Source organism: Luteibacter sp. (assembly GCF_035539195.1).
Taxonomy (GTDB): domain Bacteria; phylum Pseudomonadota; class Gammaproteobacteria; order Xanthomonadales; family Rhodanobacteraceae; genus Luteibacter.
This window is the reverse complement of the sequence record NZ_DATLIW010000036.1, coordinates 108,467-133,060: the sequence shown is the minus strand read 5'-3', so window position 1 is coordinate 133,060 and position 24,594 is coordinate 108,467. Positions and strand designations below refer to the sequence as shown.

The 24,594-nt window shown below is 62.9% G+C and carries 23 protein-coding genes; 13 read left to right on the top strand and 10 right to left on the bottom strand.

Going from position 1 to position 24,594, the window contains the following annotated elements:
* Nucleotides 1-24: 24 nt before the first annotated feature.
* From VM621_RS14605 to VM621_RS14590, 4 genes are all read right to left on the bottom strand, one after another.
* A complete protein-coding gene (locus VM621_RS14605) occupies nt 25-309 on the bottom strand; it encodes a hypothetical protein (RefSeq protein WP_325469687.1) in 285 nt (94 codons plus the stop codon).
* 61 nt (nt 310-370) lie between these two features.
* Nucleotides 371-649 carry a hypothetical protein gene (locus tag VM621_RS14600; protein WP_325469686.1) on the bottom strand — a complete coding sequence of 93 codons (279 nt, stop codon included), beginning with the start codon at nt 647-649 and terminating at the stop codon, nt 371-373.
* A gap of 258 nt (nt 650-907) precedes the next feature.
* Nucleotides 908-1,261 carry a YkgJ family cysteine cluster protein gene (locus VM621_RS14595; protein ID WP_325469685.1) on the bottom strand — a complete coding sequence of 118 codons (354 nt, stop codon included), beginning with the start codon at nt 1,259-1,261 and terminating at the stop codon, nt 908-910.
* A 90-nt stretch (nt 1,262-1,351) separates the two neighbouring features.
* Complete coding sequence (locus VM621_RS14590) at nt 1,352-2,452, bottom strand: endo-1,4-beta-xylanase (protein ID WP_325469684.1); 1,101 nt, start codon at nt 2,450-2,452, stop codon at nt 1,352-1,354.
* Between the two features lie 210 nt (nt 2,453-2,662).
* Between VM621_RS14590 and VM621_RS14585 the strand changes: the two genes are divergently transcribed.
* From VM621_RS14585 to VM621_RS14570, 4 genes are all read left to right on the top strand, one after another.
* Nucleotides 2,663-3,409, top strand: a complete 747-nt coding sequence (locus VM621_RS14585) for an AraC family transcriptional regulator (protein WP_325469812.1) — start codon at nt 2,663-2,665, stop codon at nt 3,407-3,409.
* A 149-nt stretch (nt 3,410-3,558) separates the two neighbouring features.
* Complete coding sequence (locus VM621_RS14580) at nt 3,559-3,999, top strand: hypothetical protein (RefSeq protein WP_325469683.1); 441 nt, start codon at nt 3,559-3,561, stop codon at nt 3,997-3,999.
* Nucleotides 4,000-4,175: 176 nt separating this feature from the next.
* Nucleotides 4,176-5,672 carry an ATPase domain-containing protein gene (locus VM621_RS14575; protein ID WP_325469682.1) on the top strand — a complete coding sequence of 499 codons (1,497 nt, stop codon included), beginning with the start codon at nt 4,176-4,178 and terminating at the stop codon, nt 5,670-5,672.
* Complete coding sequence (locus VM621_RS14570) at nt 5,650-7,695, top strand: hybrid sensor histidine kinase/response regulator (protein ID WP_325469681.1); 2,046 nt, start codon at nt 5,650-5,652, stop codon at nt 7,693-7,695. The genes VM621_RS14575 and VM621_RS14570 overlap by 23 nt, the downstream gene beginning before the upstream one ends.
* On the opposite strand, the gene VM621_RS14565 is transcribed toward VM621_RS14570, so the two are convergent.
* A complete protein-coding gene (locus tag VM621_RS14565) occupies nt 7,692-8,120 on the bottom strand; it encodes an ester cyclase (RefSeq protein WP_325469680.1) in 429 nt (142 codons plus the stop codon). The genes VM621_RS14570 and VM621_RS14565 overlap by 4 nt on opposite strands.
* A gap of 174 nt (nt 8,121-8,294) precedes the next feature.
* Between VM621_RS14565 and VM621_RS14560 the strand changes: the two genes are divergently transcribed.
* Nucleotides 8,295-8,957 (top strand): TetR/AcrR family transcriptional regulator, encoded by a 663-nt coding sequence (locus VM621_RS14560; RefSeq protein ID WP_325469679.1) that lies wholly within the window; start codon nt 8,295-8,297, stop codon nt 8,955-8,957.
* An 18-nt stretch (nt 8,958-8,975) separates the two neighbouring features.
* Here VM621_RS14560 and VM621_RS14555 read toward each other — a convergent pair whose 3' ends face one another.
* Together VM621_RS14555 and VM621_RS14550 are read right to left on the bottom strand one after the other, a co-directional pair.
* A complete protein-coding gene (locus tag VM621_RS14555) occupies nt 8,976-9,482 on the bottom strand; it encodes a CHAD domain-containing protein (RefSeq protein ID WP_325469811.1) in 507 nt (168 codons plus the stop codon).
* Nucleotides 9,428-9,850 (bottom strand): CHAD domain-containing protein, encoded by a 423-nt coding sequence (locus tag VM621_RS14550; RefSeq protein ID WP_325469678.1) that lies wholly within the window; start codon nt 9,848-9,850, stop codon nt 9,428-9,430. The genes VM621_RS14555 and VM621_RS14550 overlap by 55 nt, the downstream gene beginning before the upstream one ends.
* 268 nt (nt 9,851-10,118) lie before the next feature.
* On the opposite strand from VM621_RS14550, the gene VM621_RS14545 reads away from it, so the two are divergent.
* From VM621_RS14545 to VM621_RS14535, 3 genes are all read left to right on the top strand, one after another.
* Nucleotides 10,119-10,619: a ferritin-like domain-containing protein gene (locus tag VM621_RS14545; protein WP_325469677.1), complete on the top strand. Its 501-nt coding sequence runs from the start codon at nt 10,119-10,121 to the stop codon at nt 10,617-10,619.
* 22 nt (nt 10,620-10,641) lie between these two features.
* Nucleotides 10,642-10,776, top strand: a complete 135-nt coding sequence (locus VM621_RS14540; protein ID WP_325469676.1) for a hypothetical protein — start codon at nt 10,642-10,644, stop codon at nt 10,774-10,776.
* Nucleotides 10,777-10,942: 166 nt separating this feature from the next.
* On the top strand, nt 10,943-11,434 hold the full coding sequence (locus VM621_RS14535) for an Hsp20 family protein (RefSeq protein ID WP_345786046.1): 492 nt from the start codon (nt 10,943-10,945) through the stop codon (nt 11,432-11,434).
* 60 nt (nt 11,435-11,494) lie between these two features.
* Here the strand turns inward: VM621_RS14535 and VM621_RS14530 are convergent, their stop codons facing one another.
* Nucleotides 11,495-11,866, bottom strand: coding sequence for a hypothetical protein (locus tag VM621_RS14530; protein ID WP_325469675.1), 372 nt, complete (start codon nt 11,864-11,866; stop codon nt 11,495-11,497).
* A 110-nt stretch (nt 11,867-11,976) separates the two neighbouring features.
* Nucleotides 11,977-13,176 carry a chromate efflux transporter gene (gene chrA, locus VM621_RS14525; protein WP_325469674.1) on the bottom strand — a complete coding sequence of 400 codons (1,200 nt, stop codon included), beginning with the start codon at nt 13,174-13,176 and terminating at the stop codon, nt 11,977-11,979.
* A gap of 158 nt (nt 13,177-13,334) precedes the next feature.
* Here chrA and VM621_RS14520 point away from each other — a divergent pair, with 158 nt between their 5' ends.
* A complete protein-coding gene (locus tag VM621_RS14520) occupies nt 13,335-14,855 on the top strand; it encodes an acetyl-CoA hydrolase/transferase family protein (protein ID WP_325469673.1) in 1,521 nt (506 codons plus the stop codon).
* Here the strand turns inward: VM621_RS14520 and VM621_RS14515 are convergent.
* Entirely contained in the window at nt 14,843-17,296 is a 2,454-nt protein-coding gene (locus VM621_RS14515; RefSeq protein WP_325469672.1) for a glycosyl hydrolase family 95 catalytic domain-containing protein, read from the bottom strand. The two genes, VM621_RS14520 and VM621_RS14515, sit on opposite strands and share 13 nt — an antisense overlap.
* A gap of 286 nt (nt 17,297-17,582) precedes the next feature.
* Here VM621_RS14515 and VM621_RS14510 point away from each other — a divergent pair, with 286 nt between their 5' ends.
* From VM621_RS14510 to yidA, 4 genes are all read left to right on the top strand, one after another.
* Nucleotides 17,583-20,486: a TonB-dependent receptor gene (locus tag VM621_RS14510; protein WP_325469671.1), complete on the top strand. Its 2,904-nt coding sequence runs from the start codon at nt 17,583-17,585 to the stop codon at nt 20,484-20,486.
* Nucleotides 20,487-20,542: 56 nt separating this feature from the next.
* Nucleotides 20,543-22,357, top strand: a complete 1,815-nt coding sequence (locus VM621_RS14505; RefSeq protein WP_325469670.1) for a glycoside hydrolase family 35 protein — start codon at nt 20,543-20,545, stop codon at nt 22,355-22,357.
* 35 nt (nt 22,358-22,392) lie between these two features.
* The gene (locus tag VM621_RS14500) at nt 22,393-23,595 is read left to right on the top strand and encodes an alpha-galactosidase (protein WP_325469669.1); all 1,203 of its coding nucleotides are present in this window, start codon (nt 22,393-22,395) and stop codon (nt 23,593-23,595) included.
* 139 nt (nt 23,596-23,734) lie between these two features.
* Nucleotides 23,735-24,571 carry a sugar-phosphatase gene (gene yidA / locus VM621_RS14495; RefSeq protein WP_325469668.1) on the top strand — a complete coding sequence of 279 codons (837 nt, stop codon included), beginning with the start codon at nt 23,735-23,737 and terminating at the stop codon, nt 24,569-24,571.
* Nucleotides 24,572-24,594 lie beyond the last annotated feature (23 nt).

Genomic DNA, 24,594 nt, shown 5'->3' with positions numbered 1-24,594 from the left:
GGTCGGCTACTCTCCTTGTGCGACTCAGACGATGAACTTCGAAGCGGCGACTTCCATGCCGTCAGCGCGCACGCCGACATGGTGGTGCTCGGTCAGGGTATCGTCATCGTCGTGGCGAACCGCAAGTTCGACGGATGACCCGTTGTCGGATGCGGCAAGAACATCGGCAAGGATGTCCAGACCAGGCTCAGCGGGCTTCGGTACGTCCTCGGAGGAACGAGTAGCCGAGGCGTGCGTGGCCGCGCCGCTTGCTATAAGGAAAGTGAGCAGGGAGAGGGAGCGGCGGACTTTCTTTGTTGTATGACTCACGAAGCATCTCCTATGTCGATCGTGACAGTTGGGTCGCGGGCACGGCCCGCGACCCATTGCATCAAACGTTGAAGGTCGATCCCTGAATGAAGGACGACGGGTTCACGACGTCGTGATGGTGGTGCTCCACGAGCGTGTCGTCATCGGAGCGGATTGCCAGGAAGTCGCTCTCGATGCCCTGTGTTGCCTGGGCGAACTGGACATCCGTTGCCTGCTCCAGAGCGGAGGCAGCATGCGAGGCCGTCACCGGCGCTTCATGGGCCATGGCCGTACCGGCGGAGCCTGCGACCACCAGCGTGAGAAGCGAAAGAGCCTTACCAACCTTGTTATTTCCGTTCATCGCTTGAACCTTCCTATGTCTCTTACTGCGATTAAAGGGCGCGAACCATTCACGCCCGTCACGAAACATAAACGTGGCAATGATCGATGTGTTCGTCGAACCAGCTGTTGCAAAGATTTCTGCCGCTATTGCGTATCGTTGCCACACGTCCGGCCGAATAGGTGTAGGAAGTAACTTACAAAGAGAGTATTCGCAAGAAATTGCGAAGCGGTTTCCGGGGCGTGCAGACCGAAGCGCCAAATGGTGGTCGCATCGCGCCTAAAGAAGTACTTGCCGCGTTTTCGCGAGGAACCCGTGAACGTCGAGTTCCGTCTTCTCGTCCACCATGTCGACGGGCCGCATTCCGTTCGGGCAAGGCAGTCTGGGTGTCGTGCCAAACAAGCGGCAAATGAGGGGGCGTTCGCCATAGACCTGGCAGCCGCTCTTGCCGAGGTATGGGCAATCGAGTTCGGACAAGGCGATCGCGTGTTCGGCATCGGTCTTCACCGGGAGGCGCGTCACTTCTTCGGACGACGCTGTCACCGGTCCGCAGCAGTCATGGCAACCGGCGACGCAGGTAAATGACGGGATGCGCCGCCGCAATGCTTCGATCGTCCGGTCGTTCGGCGTCATGATTTACGGGTTGGCCTGTTGTTCGCGAAGATGACCGGGCATCCGGCTGGTTGACGGCAAGCATACCCCTTCGCCACGCCGCGTCTGGGGTCACGCCCCGCGCATGCGCTCCAACGCGTGTTCAATCACCCAACTCGCAGCCTTGGTTTCGCCCTCCGGACCGAACGCCAGCGCGCGCTGTGCAAGCGGGCCGCCCGATGGCGTGGCTCCCGTGCGATGCGGCGTGTCCCAGACGCCCCACGTGAGGATCGCCGAGACGCTCTGCGTACCAAGGACAAGGTCGAGGTAGCGCTTGTAGACCGTGGCCACCATCGCGTCGCGTTGCGCGGTGTCGCCTTCCAGATGACTGTCATCCACATCCAGTTCGGTCACGTAGACCGACAGGCCGAGGTTGCGTACGTCGCGCAGGAAATCGGCGAGGCCTGGGCCGAAACTGTTGGCGTCGCCGGCGCGCAGGTGGGACTGAATTCCCAGGGCCTGCACCGGTACGCCGCGTCGCCGCAAGTCACCGAGCATGGCAAGCACGGCGGCACGCTTGCGTTGACCGTAAGGCGTATCGCCCTCCAGCCCGTAGTCGTTGTAACAGAGAATCGCCTTCGGGTCGGCTTGGTGGGCAGCATGAAAAGCGATGTCCAGATAACGCGGTCCGAGCATGCGGTACCAGAACCCGGTCCGCAGCCCGCCAGGTTGGCCGTCTTCCACCTGGATGGCCTCGTTGACCACGTCCCAGGATTGGATGCGGCCGCGATAATGGCCTGCCACCGTGGCAATGTGGTTAGTCAGCACACCTTCGGCGTTCGTCGGAACGACGGTTTGGCTGACCCAGTCGGGCAGGGCGCGATGCCAGCAGAACGTGTGGCCGCGCATGTGCTGGCCATGCGCCTGTGCAAACGCGGCGATGCGGTCGGAGGGTGCGAAATCATAGATGCCCGGTCTGGGTTGGACCGAAGCCCACTTCAGCGCGTTCTCGGGAACAAGAACGTTGGCTTCCCGAGCGACGAAGTCCCGGTAGAGAGGATTGTCGTCGAGCTCGGCCGGATTCACCGCAAAACCGAAGGCGACGCCCCTGATGGCCGAAAGTTGACGCAGCGGCTTGAATGTCTCCGCTGCTCGCGCTACGCGAAGGAATGGGGCGCATGCCAATGCACGGAGCGATCCGGTGACGAACCGTCGGCGGCTTAGCTGAAGCATGAATCACCAGTATCGTTGCGGGTTCGTAGCTGCTCGATCATCGCATGCTTTGACGTTTCGACCGCGTTGCACGATACCCGTGAGTGGTGCACAGCTTGCCCAATCGTGGTCGTGTGGGCACTATGACCGATGAAAAGTGACTTGGCGGGAAATCGTTTCGCTACGGTGCGTGTGCACCGACAGGGAGATCCCGTGCCATTAGAATCGTTCGTGCCAACCGACATACCGGCCGATCAACTGCAGGGCTTGTTCGACGACGTTCCGGATATCGTTTTTTTCGTCAAGGACGTGGACGGGCGGTATAGTCATGCAAACCACACGCTGGTGCGTCGGCTTCGCCTCAAGAAGCGAAGTGACGTGATCGGCAAGCGGGTCACCGAGCTGTTTCCCCTCGGCATGGCCGACTCGTATGCGGCCCAGGACCAGCGCGTACTCGGTGGCGACCGGATCGATCGTTATCTCGAAGTGCATGTGGTCGACAACCTCACGGCAGGTTGGTGTCTCACATCGAAGCGGCCGCTCATCGTCGGCGGCAGGATATGCGGTCTCATCGGCATCTCGCGAGACCTCAGATCGCCCGACGGCATGGACCAGGCGTACGGCAAGCTTCAGCGCGTCATGGCGCATATGCATGAACACTTTGCCGAAGACATCCGCGTCGGTGAGTTGGCCAAACTCGCCGGTTTTTCCGTGGCTCAGCTTGAGCGTCACTTTCGCCGCGTGTTCCAGATCACCCCGCACCAGGCATTGACCAAGATCCGGATCGAGGCCGTGATGCGTCAGCTCCGGGGAACCATGCCCATCGGGATGATCGGGCTTGCCTCCGGTTTTCCCGACCAAAGCTCGTTCGCCCGTCGATTCAAAGCCGTTGTCGGGGTGTCGCCAGGCACCTACCGGGCGTTGTGCGCCAAAGGCGAGTCCCCCTCGGACTGTCTGCTGGATGGACCCAGATACTGACGGTCGCGGCACATGTGCATTTCTCCGCATGAGCGAAGGACATTTTGGGCAGGCAATCGTCCGGCAACCCGGGTAGCGTTGGGGTCGAGAACGGGTGTGCTTGCCGCAACGTGTGTTTGCATGAGGTGTTACCTCGCGAAGAGGCTCCGATGCTTGAGAAGCTGTGTACCGATCCCGAAGGCGCCGAGGAACGCCCGGAGGCCGTTTCCGCTCCCGTCGACTGGGCTGGCTTTCAGCGGTTCTTGGTCGGCGGCGCAGATGGCGTCGGAGATCCACGTGAAACGGAAAACGAAACGATGACGGACCCCACCGCTGAACCGGTAACGGGCGCGTCCGCACACGAGGCTGGCGCACGATGGCAGGTGCAGGGCAATCGACGACAGAACCTCGTCACCGTACTGAAAGAGCTGGGCGCCCGGGTAACAGAGGCGCTGATCGCGGAATCCACCTTGCTCGGCGTTCCTCAAGCGGCGCTGCGCGATGCCCTTGCCGGTCGGGGCATGGGTGACGCCGAGGCGCGGGAAATCGAGTGGTCCATGAACCGCCCGGTCGGTTGGATGGACTGGGACCATGGGACGAGCCTGGATTAAGCCTGCTGCCCGTCCCATCCGTCGCCTGCCATCAGGCGCATGCGCGGTCGCTCGGCGCTGGCGAAATCATCACAAATGTCTGCCTAGGATAGTCATGTGCGGGCCCTTGGCCGCACATGGCCTCCGAGGGTGCCCGTCGCGCCGGCGGATTCGTTCCACCGGCAACGGCTCCCTCCATGACTCTTTCGCGTATCGCAACCGGCGTCCCCGGCCTCGACACCATCCTGCGCGGGGGGCTTCCCGCTAACCGGCTCTATCTCCTTGAAGGCCAGCCGGGCTCCGGCAAGACGACCCTCTCGCTGCAATACCTGCTCGAAGGCGCCAGTCAGGGCGAGAGCTGCCTGTACATCACGCTGTCGGAAACGGCCGACGAGCTCAACGGTGTGGCCGAATCGCACGGGTGGTCGCTCGACCGGCTTCACCTGTTCGAACTGGCCTCCGCGGAAGCCGTCCTCGGCGACGGCCGGCAGCAGTCGATTCTGCACCCCTGGGAGATGGAACTCGATGGCACAGTCCGGCTCATCCAGGCTGAGGTGGACCGGGTCAAGCCGACCCGCGTGGTGTTCGATTCCCTTTCCGAACTTCGCCTGCTCGCTCAAGACCCGTTGCGCTACCGTCGCCAGGTCCTCGCGCTCAAGCAGTTCTTCGCGCCTCGCAATATCACTGTGTTCCTGGTCGACGTGCTGGCGGGGGAGGGCATGGAGCGGGACGCGCATCTGCGCAGTCTTTGCCACGGGGTCATCTCCCTCGAGCGCCTGACGCTCGACTTCGGCGCTGCGCGCCGCCGCATGCAGGTCCAGAAGCTGCGCGGTAGCGATTTCATTGCCGGCTACCATGACTTTGCCATCTGTACCGGCGGCCTCGAGATCTACCCACGTCTCGTCGCGTCGGAACACCATACGCCTTTTGTCGGCAGTCCCGTGCCCAGCGGCGTCGCTGAGCTTGACCGTCTCCTCGGTGGCGGCCCGCTCCGGGGCACCAGCGCCCTGCTGACAGGCCCCGCGGGCAGTGGCAAGACCAACGTCGCGCTCCAATACGTCTGGACAGCATGCGAGCGCGGAGAGCATTGCTGCATCTTCCAGTTCGACGAACGCACCGGCACGTTGCTCACGCGCGCGGCAGCCCTGGGTCTCGATTTGAGGCCCCACATCGAAAGCGGGATGCTAAATCTCCGCCAGATGGACCCGGCGGAGATTTCCCCTGGCGAATTTGCATGGACCGTCCGCAAAGCCGTCGAAGAGGAGCAGTGCAGGGTGCTCGTCATCGATAGCCTCAACGGATACATGTCGTCGATGCCGCAGGAAAAGCAGCTCATGCTGCAGATGCACGAGTTGCTGTCGTTCCTCAACCAGAACGGGGTGATGACCCTGCTGGTGAATCCGCAGCATGGTCTTGTCGGCACCATGTCGACCGGGAACCTCAATGTCAGCTACATGGCCGACACGGTCATTCTCTTCCGGTTCTTCGAAGCGAACGGACGCATCCGGAAGGCGATCTCGGTTTTGAAGAACCGGAGCGGGCCGCACGAAGACACCATTAGGGAACTCCGCGTCGACGAGCAGGGCATCCGCCTGAGTGCCCCCCTGGAAGAATTCCGGGGCGTGTTGACCGGAACCCCGAAGTTCGTGGGTAACGAATCCCCCCTCCTGGATGGTGCCCGTGTCGGAGAATAGACGGGTCTTGCTGCTCGCGCCCTATGGTCGGGACGCGGCGACGCTGGCGGAAGTGCTGGGCACCCGGGGCCACCCGTCGGAAGCCGTTTGCTCCATCCTGTCGCTTGCCCACAAGCTCGATGACAGCGTCGGTGCCGTCGTGCTCACTGAAGAGTCCATCATCGGCGACGTGTCGCAACTGCTCGATGCGCTGCGAAAACAGGAGCCCTGGTCGGACATTCCCTTCATCCTGCTTCGGGCGGCGCGTTCGTCGACTCCCGGACTGCGGCCATCGCTGCCTGACGAGGTGCTCAACGCCATCGAACTCGAGCGCCCCTTGAGTTCTTCATCGGTGGCCAGCGCCGTCTCGACGGCCCTGCGCGCACGGGAAAAGCAGTTCGTCCTTCGCGAGCAGATGGTCCGCCTGGAACGGAGCGAAGCGGCACTTCGGGAGAGTGAGTCCGAATTGCGGCTGATTGCGGACTCGCTGCCGGTCCTCATCGCGTTCATCGACCGCAGCCTCGTTTACCGGTTTGCCAACCGCGCCTATGAAGACTGGTTTGGCGTGCCGATCGCCGACGTACTCGGCCGGCGGGTCGATGAAGTACTCGGGTCTGAGATGTGGCAGGAGCGCAGACCGTCCATTGCGAGGGTGCTGGACGGCGAGGCCGTCCGGTTTGAAGCCGCCTGGCCGACACGCGACGGCCTGAGGCGGGACGCGGAAATCCGTTACCTGCCGCGTTTGGGCGACAGCGGGCAGGTCGACGGCTTTCATGTGTTCGCCACGGACATCACGGACCGGAAAGTTGCGCTGGAAGCGACACGGCTCCAGGCAGCGGCGCTCGAGGTGCGGGTCAGGGAGCGCACAGCGGAACTGCAGGCGGAGATGCGGGCGAGGGAGGACAGTGAGGCGGCACTTCGCCAGGCTCAGAAAATGGAAGCGGTCGGGCAGTTGACCGGTGGCATCGCTCACGACTTCAACAACATGCTCACGGGTATCGTGGGAGCGCTGGATCTGATGCGCATGCGCATCGAGGGCGGAAAAACCGAATCGCTCGGTCGCCTGATCGAGACGGCGGCGGCTTCGGCGCAACGCGCGGCAGGCCTCACGCAGCGGCTGCTCGCGTTTTCCCGCCGCCAGACGCTGGACCCGAAGCCCGTCGACGTCGGTGCGATGGTGTCTTCCATGGAAGATTTGTTCGTTCGGACCCTTGGTGAAGATATCCGGCTACGGGTCGAACTCGGTGACGGTTTGCCCAATGCCCTGGTTGACGTCAACCAACTCGAAAGCGCCTTGCTCAACCTCGTCATCAACGCACGGGACGCCATGCCCGATGGCGGCGACCTGACCGTGCGAACAACCAGCAAACGACACGGCAACGAAGAGCCGCCTTCGGCCGAGTCGGTCGTTCTCTCTGTCACGGACACGGGTATCGGGATGGAGGAGATGCTTCTCGCCCGCGTGTTCGAACCGTTTTTCACAACCAAGCCAACGGGCCAGGGTACGGGCCTTGGCATGTCGATGGTCTACGGATTCGTCAAGCAATCCAATGGCAACATCGACATCAGTTCCATGCCGGGGCGCGGCACGACCGTGCGTCTCGAGCTGCCCGTTGCAGGCAATCGATCCCTTGCCGAGGCGGAAGAAAAAGCAAGGCAGGTGATGGAAGGAAACGGGCAAACCATCCTCGTGGTCGAGGATGACCCCCAGGTGCGCGGCCTGGTGTCGGAACTGCTCTGCACGCTCGGCTACAACGTGCATGTGGCCGAAGACGCGGACGATGCCCTCGCGCTGCTTCCTTCCATAGTGGGTCTTGACCTGCTGGTGACCGACGTCGGCCTGCCAGGGCTCAACGGCCGGCAACTGGCCGACATCGTGCGCCAGTCGCTGCCTGAACTACCCGTGCTCTTCATGACCGGCTACGCCGCGAACGTGCCCACACGCGCGGGATTTCTCGGCCCTGGCATGTCGATGATACCCAAGCCTTTCGAATTGAATGACTTCAGCATGTCGGTGGCACGCATCTTCGCGCTGCCCGGCTAGCTAGACGGCTGGGCAGGCGGTTGTACGGCACCGATCTGGATGAAGACCTCGAGCGTGTTGAGTTCGTCCCAATGCTCGACGAAGCGACCGTTTTCAACCCGCCAGATGTCGATCGAACGCATCAGGAAAGGTTTGCCTGTGCCGGGGTAGCCAAGAAGGTTTCCCGTGTGCGTCCCCTCGTAACGGTAGCGGCCGACCACCCGCGAGCCATCTGCCGAGGCGAAGACGTCTTCTGCGGTCACCCTGAGATCGGGAACACCCGCGATGATGGCCCCAAGGACCTTCTTCGACCCCTCCAGGCCCGGTTCGGCGAAGGCGTTGTGGTTCACATAGTCGGGTGCCTTGATTTCGTCGAGGCGGGAAACGTCGTGACTGGACATGATTTCGGCGAAAAGGTGGCCGAGCTTGGCTGAACTGTCTGACATGGGGATCTCCTCATCGCATCAGTCGGGACCGAACGGTTCCGATGGCTGATCGATGGAGAAACTCTGAACGTTGTTCAGAACCATGTCAATCGTTCATTTTCCAACCATCGGCTTCGATTGTGGGATAGACTTCACGGTCCAGACCGGTTCGTTGCGCCACCACGGGAGCATGTGATGGGAATAAAAGAGCGTCGCGACCGGGAGCGTGCCGCGGTTCGCGAACGAATCATCGACGCGGCAGAACAGATCGCGGCAAGCAAGGACTGGGACGCCGTAACCATCCGTGCGGTGGCCGCTGCCATCGAGTACAGCCCGGCGCTGATCTACGAATACTTCAAAAACAAGGATGACATCCTGCTTGCCCTGATGAGCAAGGGGTTCGGGCGTCTCCATGAGGCGCTGATGAAGGTCGCTGACGCGGCGCAGCCACCGGAGGCCGTCGTCGAAGGCCTCGGACTCACCTACTGGGAATTCGCCCTCGGCAGTCCGACGCTATATCAACTGATGCACGGTCTGCGCGGTGTTTCGTTCGGCACAAATCAGACACCTCCAGAAGCTCGTGCTTGCTTCGAGGATTTGCGCGCGCCCATAGAACGCTTGATGGCCGCAGCGGGCACGAACGGACATCGGGACAGCGAAGAGCAAGCGGACTTGTATTGGGCGTTCTTGCACGGACTCGTGTCGCTGTCCATGAATCAACGCATCAAGGGCGGTCCAAAGCGCGCTTCAACGTTGGTTCGTCGACTGATAGACGACTTCATTCAAAGTTGCATCGCTCCACGTGGCACCGCGAAACGTCGAATGTTGCACGACTCGCCTCCAGCATCCGCCCCATAACCGCCGACTCGGGCCAACTCAGCTCGCGGCAGCGTCCATCGCCGTTGTCCGGGGCGGGGCTTGCTCCCGTAGCACGTCGTGGTGCGGGGCTTCGAGAGCCTTCAGAGTCTCCTTCACTTGCCGACCCACCTCGACATCGATTTCGTTGCCGATCACTCTGCGCAGCGTCCGAAGATCCTGGATGGCGCCGATGGCGTCGGAACTTTCGGACAAGGTTCGAATCGCCAGGCGATGATGGCGAGTGAAGGCCAGTGGTTGTCCCTTGTTCCGGATGCGCCGGATCAGCTCCAGCTGCATGCGCAGGCGGCGCACCCGGCGGCGCCACCGATGGAGGTTCTTGACCGTGGGCCTCGCCTCCATATCGGTCTGGGCACGTCGGACGCGGCGTTCGGACTGTAATAGCCCGCGCTCGATCGCGTCCGGGGAGACGTCCGGCCATTTCAGTGCGGTCAACCGCTCGGTCAGCGCCCTCAACTCGCTGCGGCGGCGGTGGAATCGTGGGTCCTTGGCGAGAGCTTGCGCCAGGTGCCGCTCCTGCCGGGCACGTAAGGGGGCAGCAGATCGTCCCAGGGTGGAGTAGGGACTTCCCCGGCCGCCAGTTCGGCCGTGTTGACCACCACGTGCGCATCCCGAAGGGCGGACAGGCCTCGGGCCAACCGCCGCAACCGGCTGTCGATGGCGTCGATGGTATCGCCGAGGACGGGCGCGACCAGTCTAAGGAGGCTGCGAAGCCGCCGAATGGCTTTGCGCGCTTCGTGAATCCCCTTGTGCCGATTGGCCGCGTCGGCCAGCGCACGATCGGCCTTGGCGCACTCACGCTGCGCCTCCTCAGCCAGGATTTGGTGCAAAGGCTTCGGCGAAGTCGGGGCCGACGTGGGCGGATTGGAAGTCATGGCGCCTAGATACCACAGGCTGCCGAGAGAACGATGACAGCGACCCTCGCCCCACGCGCGAGACTGCCCAGGAGCCCGACGAGCAGGGGAGCGCCGGCGGGCATCGCCCTTGTCATGACGATGGCATGAAGGGCGTTTGCTGCGGCGAACGAATCGCGGGACCGCCTTCGCTTTCGTCAGCGTTTCCTTCACGGCCTTTCGCTTGGGCGTTGATGCGCCGGGGGCCATCTTTGCAGCCCGCACTTCATCGCCACCGGGAGAAACCACCGTGACAATCAAGACCATTGAAGATCTTTTCATTCACGAACTCTCCGACATCTACAGCGCGGAGAAGCAACTCACCAAGGCGCTCCCGAAGCTCGCTCGGGCATCGACCTCGCCCGAGCTGAAAGAAGCGTTCGAATCCCATCTGGAAGAAACCCAGGGTCAAGTCGAACGCATTGACCAGATCGTCGAGTTGCTCGGCATCCGCCTCAAGCGCATCAAGTGTGCCGCGATGGAAGGCCTGGTCGAAGAAGGTAAGGAGGTCATCGACGGCGTGGAAGAAGGCCCGCTGCGCGATGCTGCCCTGATCGGCGGCGGGAACAAGGTCGAACACTATGAGATCGCTTCCTACGGCACCCTGGCGGCCCTGGCCAAGCAGCTTGGCTACAAGGACGCTGTGCCATTGCTCCTTGAAACCCTCGCCGAGGAAAAGGCGGCGGACGAAAAGTTGACGATGTTGTCGGAGCGCCTTTCCACGCAGACCCGGGCCGAGAATGATGCGTAATCCACACGTGTCGTGCGGTGCCATGACCAAACCAGACGATAAAGACACACCCCGCAATCCGCGTGAGTTCGACGCCGGCACCGGCGACCGTGTCGAGAAGAAACCGAAGGAACCGGAGTCCGCCCAGCAAACCCACGACGACGAAGATCACGGTTGAGAAGGGGAGGTGTCATGGCTGGCAAGCGGAGTATGGACGGCTAAACGAAGGCTGAATCAAGCCTCTTGAAAATTTCGCCGGGCTGCATAAATTACTCCCCGCTGGCCGCTTCGGGGCCAGCCTCCTCGCCGCCCGTCGACGGGGGCGATGCTGAGAACTCATTCCCATGTTGCTGGAGGATATGGCTATGACTCTTCTGAATGTGGCACCTCTTTACCGCTCGAGTGTCGGCTTCGACCGGATGTTCGAACTCCTCGAAGCGGCTTCCTCACGCGGACAGGCCGCCGACAATTATCCGCCGTTCGATTCCGTCAGGCTTGCGGACGACCAGTACCGCATCACCATGGCGGTTGCTGGCTTCCGGGAGGAGGATCTCGAAATTTCGACGCAGGCGAACTGGCTGACCGTCAGTGGCGAGCGGTCGGCCGAGCCGGAGGGCGAATATCTCCACCGAGGCATCGCTACCCGCCCGTTCCAGCGCCGCTTCGAGCTTGCCGAGCACGTCCAGGTCGTCGGGGCGAGGCTCGCCGACGGCTTGCTCTCCATCGACCTCAAGCGTGAAATTCCCGAGGCGATGAAGCCGCGTCGCATCGACATCGAGTCCGCCGCCGGTGCGAAAGACAGCGTTCGCCAACTGTTGGACCAGGCCGCGGCCTGAAACAAAGCAAGGCCTCGCACGGACGCGGGGCCTTGTTGCAGCATGGTCTACCGGAACGTCTTAAGTGCGATTCGTCGCTTCATCGATGGCATGTGCGAGCTGCTGCAGGTCGAAGGGCTTGATAAGACGGATGGCCGTGGTGGGAGCGCCATCGGTCGGTTCATTCGGGTCCGACAGCATGATGACCATCGCGAGGTTCGGATTCTTCTCTCGGGCATCTTCCAGGTAGGCTCCGGCTCGGTCTTCACCGGGAGCCGGTACGGCGGCAATCAGGAAGTCGACCTTGTCCTGGGAGGCAACCAGCCGCGCTGCCCCTGCATGGGTCGACGCTACCACCACTTCGAAACCTCTCCCATGCAGAGCCTCTGCCAGGGTGCCGGCAAGCGGTGACCGGGGTTCGATAATGACGGCGAGCGGCTTTGCATGTGACATGGGCGATTCCGACTGATCCAAGCGCGTGTATACCAAGCTTGACGAGAAAGTGGCATGACGCCGCGGCCTCAGCCGGATCAAGCGATCGAATCGGAACTCGACGGCTGAGTTCAGAGCACCGACACAACCACGCACCAGGCCACCGCGATCAGCGGCGGCCACCGGCCCGCCGTGAGCCCAACGAAGGCAACGGCCGCGATACCGACGTCCTTGCCCTCATGGACGGCGCCGACCCACACCGGGTCGTACAGCGCAGCGGCCAGCAATCCCACCACGACCGCATTGACACCGGCGAGCATGCGAACCGCCTGGGTTCGCGCGGCCCATGCGCGCCAGAACGGCAAAGCGCCGGAGACCATGAGCAAGCCAGGCAGAAAGATGGCAAGCAAGCTGACCGTCGCACCCAGGGCACCGCCTGCGCTGCCGTGCAGTTCCTTGCCGAGGTAGGCCGAGAGGGTGAACATCGGACCCGGAACCGCCTGAGCGGCGCCGTAGCCAGTCAGGAAGCGGTCGGGTGTGATCCAACCGGGATCCACGACGGCCTGCTTGAGCAGGGGAAGCACGACATGACCGCCACCGAAGACCAGCGCGCCCGTGCGATAGAAGGCGGCGGCGATCTGGGCCAGTGGAGGCAGCAGCGGCGCCACGATGAGGGCGACCGCCAGCAGTGCCGCATAAGCGACGAGCAGGCAGGTGCCGGTCCGCGGGCCGTAGTGGAGCGAGAACGTCTCGCCTTGGCGGACTTCAACCTGACGACAGGCCCAGGGGCCAAGGGCGGCCCCGCCGATCACCACCAGTAGCGGCGTCCACGGGCTCGAGCTGCCTAGTTCGATGAGCCCGAGGGCCGCCACAGCCATCAGTGCCCTGGGGCGATCCGGGCAGAGCGTGCGTGACATGCCGAGGACGCCCTGGGCGACGACCGCCACGGCGACCAGCTTGAGGCCATGAATCGCCGCTTGTCCCGATGCGCCGGCGAACCGGTCGCTCACTTCGGCGAAGGCGAACATCAGCAGCGCCGAGGGCAAGGTGAAGGCGATGAAAGCAGCCAGTGCACCGGCCCAGCCCGCGCGGAGCAGGCCGATCGAAAATCCCAGTTGGCTGCTGGCCGGACCCGGCAGAAACTGGCACAGGGCCAGCAACTGGCCGAAGTGTCGTTCATCCACCCAGTGGCGCCGCTCGACGAACTCGCGGCGAAAATATCCCAGGTGTGCGATAGGGCCGCCGAAGGAGGTCAATCCAAGTCGAAGGAAAACGCGGGCGACCTCGAGCGCGTCACCGGCCCGTGCGTGCTTCTGCGGCGTGTTGGGCACGGCGTCGATCACCGTTGTTGATAGGGCCAGTCCATGGCGCGATCGTAAACCGAACGAGGTACCTGCATGCTGCGCCGGTTTTCCATTCGACCATAGTGCAACGAGCGAGCCTCCCGGGGTGCGCGATAATTGCCGCTCCCCCGCCTAGACCCTCCCTCATGTCTGCTGAACGCATCCTCCATCCTGTCCTGCGCGACAGGGTCGTCACCGCCGAGGCGGCTGCCGCTCATATTCAGGCGGGAGAAACGGTGGCGATGAGCGGATTTACCGGCTCGGGCTACCCGAAGGCGGTCCCGCCGGCGCTGGCACGACGGATCGAGGCGGCGCATCTCAACGGAGATCCCTTCCAGATCCGCCTGATGACGGGCGCGTCCACGGCTCCCGAGCTCGATGGCGCGTTGGCCAAGGCCGGTGGCATCGCCTTGCGCATGCCGTTCCAGACCGATCCGGACGCACGCCAGCGGATCAACGCCGGCACTCTGGACTACATCGACATCCACCTGAGTCATGTCGCCCAGCACGTGTGGTTCGGCTTTTACGGCGAGATCGACACGGCGGTGGTCGAGGTCTCGGGCGTTCGCGAAGACGGAACCCTGATTCCGTCGACGTCCGTGGGCAACAACAAGACCTGGCTGGACCTGGCGAAGAAGGTGATCATCGAGGTCAACGACTGGCAGCCCGAAGGTCTCGACGGCATGCACGATGTCTATTACGGCACCGCGCTGCCACCGAACCGCAAGCCGATCCCGCTGTTGCACACGGACGATCGGATCGGTCAGACATCGCTTCGGTGCGATCTGGACAAAGTCGTGGCGGTGGTGCGCACCAACGGCCCCGATCGCAACAGCCCGTTTGCGGCCGCCGACGAGAACAGCGAGCGCATTGCCGAGCACCTGATCGAGTTCCTCACGCATGAGGTGGCCAAGGGACGGTTGCCCGCCAACCTGCTACCGCTGCAGTCGGGCGTGGGCAACATTCCCAACGCTGTCCTTGCGCGCCTCGCCAGCAGCGGCTTTCGCGATCTCACCGCTTATACCGAGGTCATCCAGGACGGCATGCTCGACCTGCTGCGTAGTGGGGTACTGAAGGTGGCCTCATGCACGGGATTCGCGCTGAGCCCGGAGGCAAACGAGGAGTTCAAGCGCAATATCGCGTTCTACCGGGAGCGCATCGTCATGCGCACACAGGAAATATCGAATCATCCGGAGCTCGTGCGTCGACTCGGATGCATCGGCATGAACGGCATGATCGAAGCGGATCTCTACGGGAACGTCAATTCCACCCACGTGATGGGCAGCCGTATCATGAACGGCATCGGCGGTTCGGGGGACTTCGCCCGCAACGCGTTCCTGTCGATCTTCCTGAGCCCGAGCACGGCCAAGAACGCCAGCATTTCCTCCATCGTGCCGATGGTCAGCCACGTCGATCACACGGAGCATGACGTGTCTATCGTCGTGACCGAACAGGGTCTTGCCGATCTCCGCGGGCTGCCACCGCGGCATCGGGCACGCCAGATGATCGACCATTGCGTGCACCCGGATTATCGCCCGCAGCTGGAGGACTACTTCGACCGCGCCTTGCGCGACAGCTATGGGAAGCACACGCCCCATCTGCTGCCCGAGGCGCTGTCCTGGCATCAGCGCTGGCTGGATACGGGCAGCATGCGCTACCCGTCGTAGGCAGCGTCGGGAACGATGGTGACCGAAGCACCCGGGCTAAGGGTGATCGCCTTCGTCCACGTACCCCATGACAGGCGGGTCCGTTCCCCGCCGACACTTCGCACCGTCACCGAGGCAAGCTTCCCGTCGCGCCAGGCCAGATCGACCCGGAAACCGCCACGTGCGCCGATGCCGGTCACGCTTCCCGAGGCCGCCCAGGCTTTCGGCAACGCCGGCAGAAGGTCGATCGACCCAGGTCGCGACGACAGCAACATCTCCAGCATGGCGGTGGGCGTGCCAAAGTTGGCGTCGATCTGGAAGGCGTCGCTGTCGGCATCGAGTTTGTACATGTCGAAGTAGTTCTGTGCCGTCCCGTTGCTATGCGGCGCCGAGGGCGACAGGTTGGCGAGGATGAGCCGATACGCCTTCTCGCCCTCGCCGAGGCGCGCCCAACACATCGCGCGCCATGCACAGGCCCAGCCATAGCCGCCGTCGCCTCGTGCCTCGAGTAGCCGGGTCACAGCATCGATCACAGGCGGTGGGCTGTCGTCGGTCCGAAGACGATCGCCGGGAAAGAAGCCGATCAGCGGGGACAGATGCCGATGCGTCGTCTCCCCGAGGTTGTCCGGCGTCATCCACTCTTCCAGCCAGCCGGTCTTGTCGCTCACCTGGGGCAAATAGAGCTTTGCCTGTAGCTTCGCTATCGACGCGGCGTAGCCGGCATCCCGGTTCAATAGCGAGCTTGCCTGACGATAGTTCTCGAACAGATCCCAGACGAGCTCCTGCGAGTACGTGTTGCCCTTGGCATCCGTCGGACCGTGCTCCGGCGACCAATCGGCGTCGTCGATCAGATATTCGCGAGCGGCGCCCGTGCTCGGGTCCTTAACGCTTACGGTAAGCAGGCGCGCCTCCCAGAACTCGCAGGCACCCTTCATCAACGGGTAGATCCGCGCGAGGTAGGCGCGATCCGGGGTGTATTGATAGTGCTGCCACAGGTTGTTGCACAGCCACGCGTTCCCGGCCGGGTGCCAGCGCCAACCTCCGCCTCCGTAGACATTGGTGGAGATACCCACCGTCCAGCCGGCGACCTTTCCCGAGCTGTTGCGGTATCCATTGCGTGGGTCGTTGAAATGCTGGTGGGTGACGGCTGTCCAGGCATCCACCTGGCTCAGGCAATACTGGGTGAACGGATCGAAGCACGACGGCAGGCCGGCGCGATCGGGCAGCCAGTAGTTCATCTGGATATTGATGTCGTTGTGATAATCCGCCATCCAGGGAGACGCGTTGCCGTTGATCCAGAGACCCTGAAGGCCGGTCGGCAGACTGTCGCGGGAACCGGCGATAGTCAGGTAGCGCCCGAACTGCAGATAGGATGCTTCCAGTTCGGGATCGGCCGACGAGCCGGTTGCTGCCCGGGCCTGCAGGCGCGTCCATGTGTCCATCTTGCGCTGCGCTGGCGTCGATGAACCAAGCTCGACGCGCATCGTATCGAACAACGAACGGTAGTCGGCGATGTGCGTACGCAGCAGTACGGCGGGCGTCTGCATGGCGGCCGCTCGCGTTTTCTGCATCGAGAGCTTCAACGGATCGAGGGAAGCATCCATGTAGTTCTTTGCCAGGTCCGGCGTGTAGTTCGTGCCACCGCAGACGATGACCGTAAGTGTGCGGCAGTTCGCAAAATGAAGTCCGTTTGCGTCTGCGCGCACGTCACCCGATCCCGCCACCGTTACGATGTTCGTCGCATATCTGAGGCCGTTTTCCAGGACGCCTTCAAAATGGCTGGTTGCGCTCTGGTTCGTTCCAGGGAGAACGCCCGTGCGAGAGGTTTCCCCATGCATGCCCTGCAAAGCCAGCGAGCCGCTGTACCGGCCAGCCCCATCCTGGGAAAGATGGATGGCGATCATGTCGTCGGGGTGGCTGGCGAAGATGTCACAGGCGTACGCGGCACCATCCTTTCGATAGGAAACGCGCAGGTAGCCCTGGTCGAGATCCAGCTCGCGACGGTAGTCGGTGATATGCGCAGCGTCGTGCCCATCGACCGACAGATACAACTTGGCCAGCATCACCAGGCTGCCGAAGTGCTTGGTGGAATAGTCGAACTGACCGTCGTCGCCCAGTACGACATCGCGCTTGCCGAGCCACATCGTGGCATCGGTGAGATAGAGAAACGTCGATGCGGGATCGCCGCCGACCATCGCGCCGAGGCGTCCGTTGCCGATCGGTAAGCCTTCGCGCAGCACGTTCGATTCGGCTGCCGGCGTCGGGTACCAGAGCACATGAGCCGCCGCCGTCGGGAGCTGACCGAGGGGCCGCCGTACCGGCTTGCTCTGGGCGAAGCCGGGAAGGGAAAGCCAGGGCAGCACGGCCGCCATGGCGCCGCTCACCTGCAAGAAACGGCGCCGGTCCATCGGGTCCGAACGCGTGTCATCCCGCTCCGGCAGCGGGTCCCCGTCGCGCATCATCGAATCATCCCCAGGCCCCGATAAATCGATTTGTAAGACAAATAAATCTAGAGCGGCAAAGGGATCTTGTCATGCTGCGCCGCAGCTTGTTGCCCGGGTGAAGCTAGGCAATTATGAATAAGTACGACAAATAAGCGGTAGCTGCTGATCGCTCTGTCTGGGGTAAGGGGTGACGGGGAATTCGAGGCTTCATGGCGTCGTTGTGGATAACGGTGCCAATGAGCGTCGGGCGGCAAAGCCGTAAGTGCTCATTGGACGGTATTCCACAACGTGGGGGAGGGTAACCATGCAGCTAACGAAATTGGCGGTCGCCGTGCGGCGTTCGCTTGTGGCAACGGGTGTCGCCTGGATAGTCGGTTACGGCGCACCGGGTTTTGCGCAGACGGCGCCAGCGCCAGCAACGACGGATACGACGCCGGCCGGAGCACAGTCTTCGCCGACGCCAGCCAAGGCGGCCAGGACGGCGACCGACAAGAGCGACGACAAGAAGGTCACCGAGTTGGGCGCCGTGGCCGTCACCGGCCAGCTGGCGGCCCTCCAGCGAGCGCAGGCGATCAAGCAGGATTCGGTCAACGTCGTCGACTCCATTTCGGCCGAGGAGGCGGGCAAGTTCCCCGACCCCAATGTGGCTGACGCACTTCAGCGTGTTCCCGGCGTGTCGGTGAACCGCAGTGGCGGTGAGTCCAGCCAGATCGCCGTGCGCGGCTTCGGTCCCGAATTCGTCGCGGTCACCATCAATGGCAGGCCGATGGCCACGGCCTCCGGCTCGCGCGCTTTCAACTTCGATGTGCTGCCGTCGGAAATCATCAGCGTTGCGCAGGTCAACAAGACCTCGTCGGCGGACATCTCCGAAGTCGATATCGGCGGCGTGGTGGACATCCAGACGGCCCGGCCGCTGGATTTCAGTGGGTACCACGGCGCATGGAGCGCCGCGGGCATCAACAGTAACCTCACCGGCGACTGGAAGGGCAAGACCACACCCAAGGCATCCGGCCTGTTTGGCTGGACGAACAAGGATCACACCTTCGGTTGGACGGCTTCCGCCTCGTACTACAAGCGGAAGGACACCCAGCTCAACACGCAGGCCAATTCCTGGTACGCCGGCCAGGACATCTCGAAGCTGTCGAACCTGAGCAACCCCAACTACACCAACGTGGCGATTCCGGAGACCCTGGCCAGCAACGTGCTGGACGAGTCGCGTACCCGCAAGGGGTTCAGCGGCGCCATCGACTGGAAGCCGATCGACCGCCTCACCGTCGCTTTCGACACCTTGTACTCGAGCTACAAGGTCGATCCGATCGAACACGAGTTCGGCCAGTACGGCAACACGGCCGATATCCAGTCGCTGACGACCGACGCCAACAACACCGCGCTGGGTTTCGTGCGCAACAGCCAGGGTCCGAACGTCATGGCGAACGATTACGTCACGTCGTATACGCCCAGCTACGAGAAGAGCTACCAGAACGGGCTGAATCTCGGCTTCGACCTCGACGAAACGACCAAGCTCAGCCTGGATGTGTCCAGCTCCAAGGCCTGGAACAAGCAGAGCCCCAACGGTTACTTCCTCGTGGTCGGCGCGAAGAACTTCGGCACCCATCCGACCTGGACCAACAACGGCAACAGCGAGCCGCCGAGCTATTCGAACATCCTCTCGCCCACCAACATGGACAACCTCGCGGCGCACTGCTGTAACGCGGGCTCCGGCAACAACGTGACCAACAAGGTCGACAACTACCAGTTCAAGCTGGACAAGGCCTTCAACGACGGCGTGCTGACGCGGCTCGAGGCGGGCGTCCAGTACACCAACGAATGGGTGAAGTCGGTGAGCTGGGGCACGCCGAATGGCATCCTCTGCAACGCCTATTGCGGCTATTCCATTCCCGTGCCGCCGGACGCCATCGGCGCGTACGTTTTCAACGCGCCACCGAAGATCCACGGCGTGTCGTCGCCGGGCCTGCCGTCGCAGTGGATTCAGTACGATCCGCGGGCCTATCTGGACTGGCTGGCCTCGCCGGCAGCGTACAACCAGCTTCCCGACGACAAGCGTGCTGCGCTGCTCGCCGGCCTGGCGGCCAACGGTGGCACTCTCGCCGCCGCGCCCAATCCGGGCAGCTACAACGACGTGAGCGAGAAGGAGAAGTCGTTCTTCACCAAGGCGGTCTTCGAAGGCACGATGTGGAACATGCCCTGGGCGGTCGACCTCGGCGTGCGCTATCTGAACATCGTTTCGACCTCCACAGCGGTCAACCAGCCTCCGATCGCGTACTACGTCGATCCCAACGACACCAGCAACGGCCAGGTGACCTATGGCCCGCTGGCCGCGCAGTCGGCCAAGGGCGGTTATCACAAGTGGCTGCCGTCGATGAACTTCAAGTGGAACCTGCTCGACAACCTGGTCTATCGCTTCTCGCTGTCGAAGACGTTGACGCCGCCCGAGCTGAGCAACCTGTACTACAACAAGAGCTTCGGTACGCGCCCGAACTCGCTGACCATCTCGCAGGGCAACCCCCAGCTCCAGCCGTACAGCTCGCGCAACTACGACATGGGCCTGGAGTGGTACATCGACGATGCCAGCTACATCGCCCTCGAAGGCTTCTACAAGAAGGTCAGCAACTTCAGCACGCTGGTGAGCACGCCGGTCCCGTTCCTGACCAACGCGAACACCGGACAGCCGTTCATCTGGTCGCTCACCCAGCCGATCAACCTGAATTCGTCGAACATCTACGGCGAGGAAGTGACCTTCAACTACCAGTTCACGCATCTGTTGCCCGATCCATTCAATGGCCTGGGCGTGGCCCTCAACTACACGCACGTGAAGAGCAGCACCGCCCTGAGTCCGGGCGTCATCGCGGCATCGGGCAAGTTCGCCGTGCCCGGTATCGGTGACTCCGCCAACGCGAGCGCTTACTACGAGAAGGGCCCGGTGCAGGTGCGCCTTGCCTACAACTGGCGCGGTAAGTACCTGGAGAGCCTTGCCTATGGCTCGGGGGCCCAGCCGGCCACGCGCAGCGCCTATGGCCAGGTCGACCTGAGCGCGAGCTATGCGGTGAGCAAGCACCTGTCGGTGTTCGCATCGGGTACCAACCTGACGCACGAGCACCTGTACGACTACTCGGTGTATCGCAACCGCTTCCTGTACGCCGAAGCCGACGGCACCGTTTATACGGTGGGCGTGCGCGGAACGTTCTGATGTCCCCCTTGAAGCGAGGTGTCATGGTGAGTCGATCCAGGAATGTCGCAGCGTCCGTGTTACTGGCCGCCCTTTCTTGCGGCGTGGCGCCCGCCGCACCCGCCGCGGCCGGTGCGCCGATGACGATCGAGAAGGGCCACTTCGTTCTCGACGGCAAACCGTTCCGCATCGTTTCCGGCGAGATGCACTACGCGCGGGTGCCTCGCGAGTACTGGCGGGACCGTCTGAAGATGGCCAAGGCGATGGGCCTGAACACCATCACGACGTACGTGTTCTGGAACGCCCACGAATCCACCCCGGGGCATTACGACTTCAGCGGGCAGAACGATGTCGCCGAGTTCATCCGGGAAGCGAAGGAGGAGGGCCTGTACGTGATCCTGCGTCCAGGCCCCTACGTGTGTTCCGAGTGGGAGTTCGGTGGCTTGCCTGCGTGGCTGCTCAAGGATCCCGGGGTCAAGGTACGCAGTGTCGACCCGACGTTCATGCAGCCGGCCCAGCGCTGGTTGCATCGACTGGGCGAGGAGCTGGCGTCGCTGCAGCTCGGTCGTGGCGGCAACATCATCGCCGTACAGGTCGAGAACGAGTACGGCAGCTTCGGCACGGATACCGCGTACATGGAACAGATCCGTCGCGGCATCGTCGACGGCGGCTTCAATGCCTCGCTGCTGACGACCTCCGATAGCGCGGAACAGCCCGGCTCGCTGCCTGGCGTCCTGCAGGTGATCAACTTCGGCGTGGGCCATGCACCGCGGAAGTTCGAGAAACTGCGCAGCTGGCAGCCTGGCGGCCCGTACATGGTCGGCGAGTACTGGATCGGATGGTTCGACCATTGGGGGGCACCGCACCACGTCGCCCCGGCGAAGAAGGTCGCCGACGAACTGTCGTGGATGCTGAAGCAAGGCTATTCCGTGAACTTCTACATGTTCCACGGTGGTACCTCGTTCGGCTGGATGAATGGCGCCAACTGGGACGACGACAACTACCAGCCCGACGTGACCAGCTACGACTACGACAGTCCCCTCGATGAGAGCGGGCGTCCCACCCCGAAATACCTGGCCGCGCGCGAGGTGATCGCCAGGGAAACCGGTGTCTCCCCGCCACCCGTGCCCGCCACGCCGCCGACGCAGGCGATCGCCGGTATTCGGCTGGCCGAATCGGTGTCGCTGTGGGACAGCTTGCCAGCACCGGTGGAATCGGCCGAGCCGAGGTCCATGGAGTCGTTGGATCAGGCGTATGGCGATATCCTCTATCGCAAGCGCATCGACGCCGACGCGTCCGGCGAGTTACGCATCGAGACCCTGCACGACTACGCGCAGATCTACGTCAACGGCAAGCGGATCGGCACGCTCGATCGCCGGCTGAAGCAGGATCGCCTGACCGTCGCCGTACACAAAGGCGACACCTTGGACCTGCTGGTGCAGAACGACGGGCGCATCAACTTCGGCGAGAAAATGCTGAACGAGCGCAAGGGTATTCTTGGTGCCGTCACCCTCAACGGCCAGCCGCTTCGCGACTGGCAGAACTACTCGCTGCCGTTCACCGACAGCGCTTCGCTGCACTACGCGGCAGGGGGATGCAAGCATGCGCCCTGCTTCTATCGCACCACGTTCGACGCGCCCGTCGCCGGCAGCGCCGCTGCGGATACCTTCCTGGATACGGCCGGGCTAGGCAAGGGTTTTGTCTGGCTCAATGGCCATCCGCTGGGACGTACCTGGAGCATCGGCCCGCAACGGACGCTCTACGTACCCGGCGTCTGGCTCAAGCCGCGCGGTAACCAGATCGTGGTCCTTGACCTGCTGGTGGAAGGCACTCCCGTGCTCGGTACGCGCAAGCAACCCATCCTCGGCACGTCCACGGTGGGCATGCCATGACACAACACCCATTCCTACCGACACGAGGGGTATCCATGAGCGATTCCATGACAAGCATCCTGCGAGGCGCCGCATTTTCGGCGCTCATGTGCGCGACGGCCATCGCCAGCACACCGGTGAAGGCGGATGACGCCGCTGCCGGTTTGCCGCAGATGGGCTTCAACAACTGGAACTCCACCCACTGCCGGGCCGAGTTCGACGAAGCGATGATCCGCGGCATCGCCGACAAGTTCATCAGCCTCGGGCTGCGCGACGCCGGCTACCGTTATGTCAACGTGGACGACTGCTGGGCCAACTGGCAGCGCGACAAGGATGGCCACCTGCAGCCCAATCCGAAGCGTTTCCCGAGCGGTATCGCGGCGCTTGCCGACTACATCCACCAGCGCGACCTGAAGTTCGGCCTGTATTCCAGCGCGGGTACCTCCACCTGCGAGCCGCTGGAAGAGAACCGCGGTTTCCCGGGAGGTCTGGGCCATGAGAAGGACGACGCAAAGACCTTCGCCTCCTGGCACGTGGATTACCTCAAGTACGACAACTGCAACAACCAGAAGGTGGATGCGAGGAAGCGCTATACGGACATGGCCGAAGCGCTGCGTGGCAGCGGCCGGCAGATCTTCTTCAGCATGTGCGAATGGGGCGAGAACAAGCCCTGGCTCTGGGCGGGAAAGGCCCCGGTCGGTGCCGGTTCCTGGCGCACGACGGGCGACATCAGCGACAACTACGCCTCGATGCTGAAGATCTTCAAGGAGAACGTGGTTCTCGACCGCTACGCTCACCTGGGCCACTGGAACGACCCGGACATGCTCGAAGTGGGTAACGGCGGCATGACCGATGTCGAGTACCGTAGTCATTTCAGTCTGTGGTCGATCATGGCCTCGCCGTTGCTGATCGGTACCGATCTGCGCACCGTGAAGCCCGAGGCGCTGCAGATCCTGCTCAACAAGGACGTGATCGCGATCGACCAGGATCCGCTGGGCGTGCAGGGTAAGCAGGTGCGCGACGCCGGCGGTATCCACGTTATCGTCAAGCCGCTGAAGGACGGCGGTCGCGCGGTCGCGGTGTTCAACGAGGCCGATACCGCGAAGGACGTCACTGTGGCTGCTACCGAGATCGGCCTGAAGAGCGGCGGGAGCTACACCATGCGCGACCTTTGGGCGCATAAGGACGCGAAGGGCGACGGCTCGATCAAGACGACGCTGGAGCCGCATGCCACGGTGATGTACCGGATCAGTCAGTAACACGGCGCCCGGCGTTCGACCAGCCCGGCGCCCGCATGTCGACCCTGTGCGGGCGCCGGATGATCCGGTTCGTCGGGATGTGAGGTGGGGCGTTGCTGCGATGCAGTAATATGGCGCGTCCCCCTAGCGAACACAGCCCATGATCGACCTGATCGCCATCGACATGGACGGCACGCTGCTCGACGCCGCCCACACCATTTCGCCCCGGGTGAAGCAGGCCGTTACCGCCGCTCGCGCCCGCGGCATCCGCATTGTCCTGGCCACGGGACGGCCGTTCTCGGGCGTCGAGGAATACCTCGAAGAACTCGGCATCGCCGGCGACGACGACTACTGCATCACCTTCAACGGCGCCGTGATCCAGAATGCGTCGGGCACCAGGACGGTGGCGGAAGCCAGCCTCGGTTACGACGATTTTCTCTATTGCGAGAAGGTCGCCCGGGATCTCGGCGTGCATTTCCACATGCTTTACGAGCGGAGCATGATGACGCCGAACGCGGATATCAGCTCACACACGGTGCGCGATGCGTATATCTCACGCACACCGCTGCTTTACCGTTCGGTCGAACAGGTGAACCCAGCGTGGCGCTTTCGCAAGTTCATGATGGTGGATGACGAAGCCGTCCTCGACAGGGCGATCGCCAACCTTCCATCCGAACTCATGCAGCGCTATACCGTAGTCAAGAGCGCTGCCGACTTCCTCGAAATCCTCCATCCAGACGCCGGCAAGGGCAGGGCGCTGAAAACCCTGGCCGCGCATCTCGGCGTTCCTTCAGAGCGGATCATGGCGATCGGCGATCAGGAGAACGACCTGGTGATGCTGCAGTTCGCCGGCGTCTCGGTGGCGATGGGTAACGCGATCGACGCCGTCAAGGCCATTGCCGATCATGTGACCACAAGCAACAACGAAGATGGCGTCGCCGTTGCGATCGAACGTTACGTATTGAAGCGACCCGCGGGCTTCACTCCAGCACTCTAATACCCTGCCGTAGGTCGCACTGC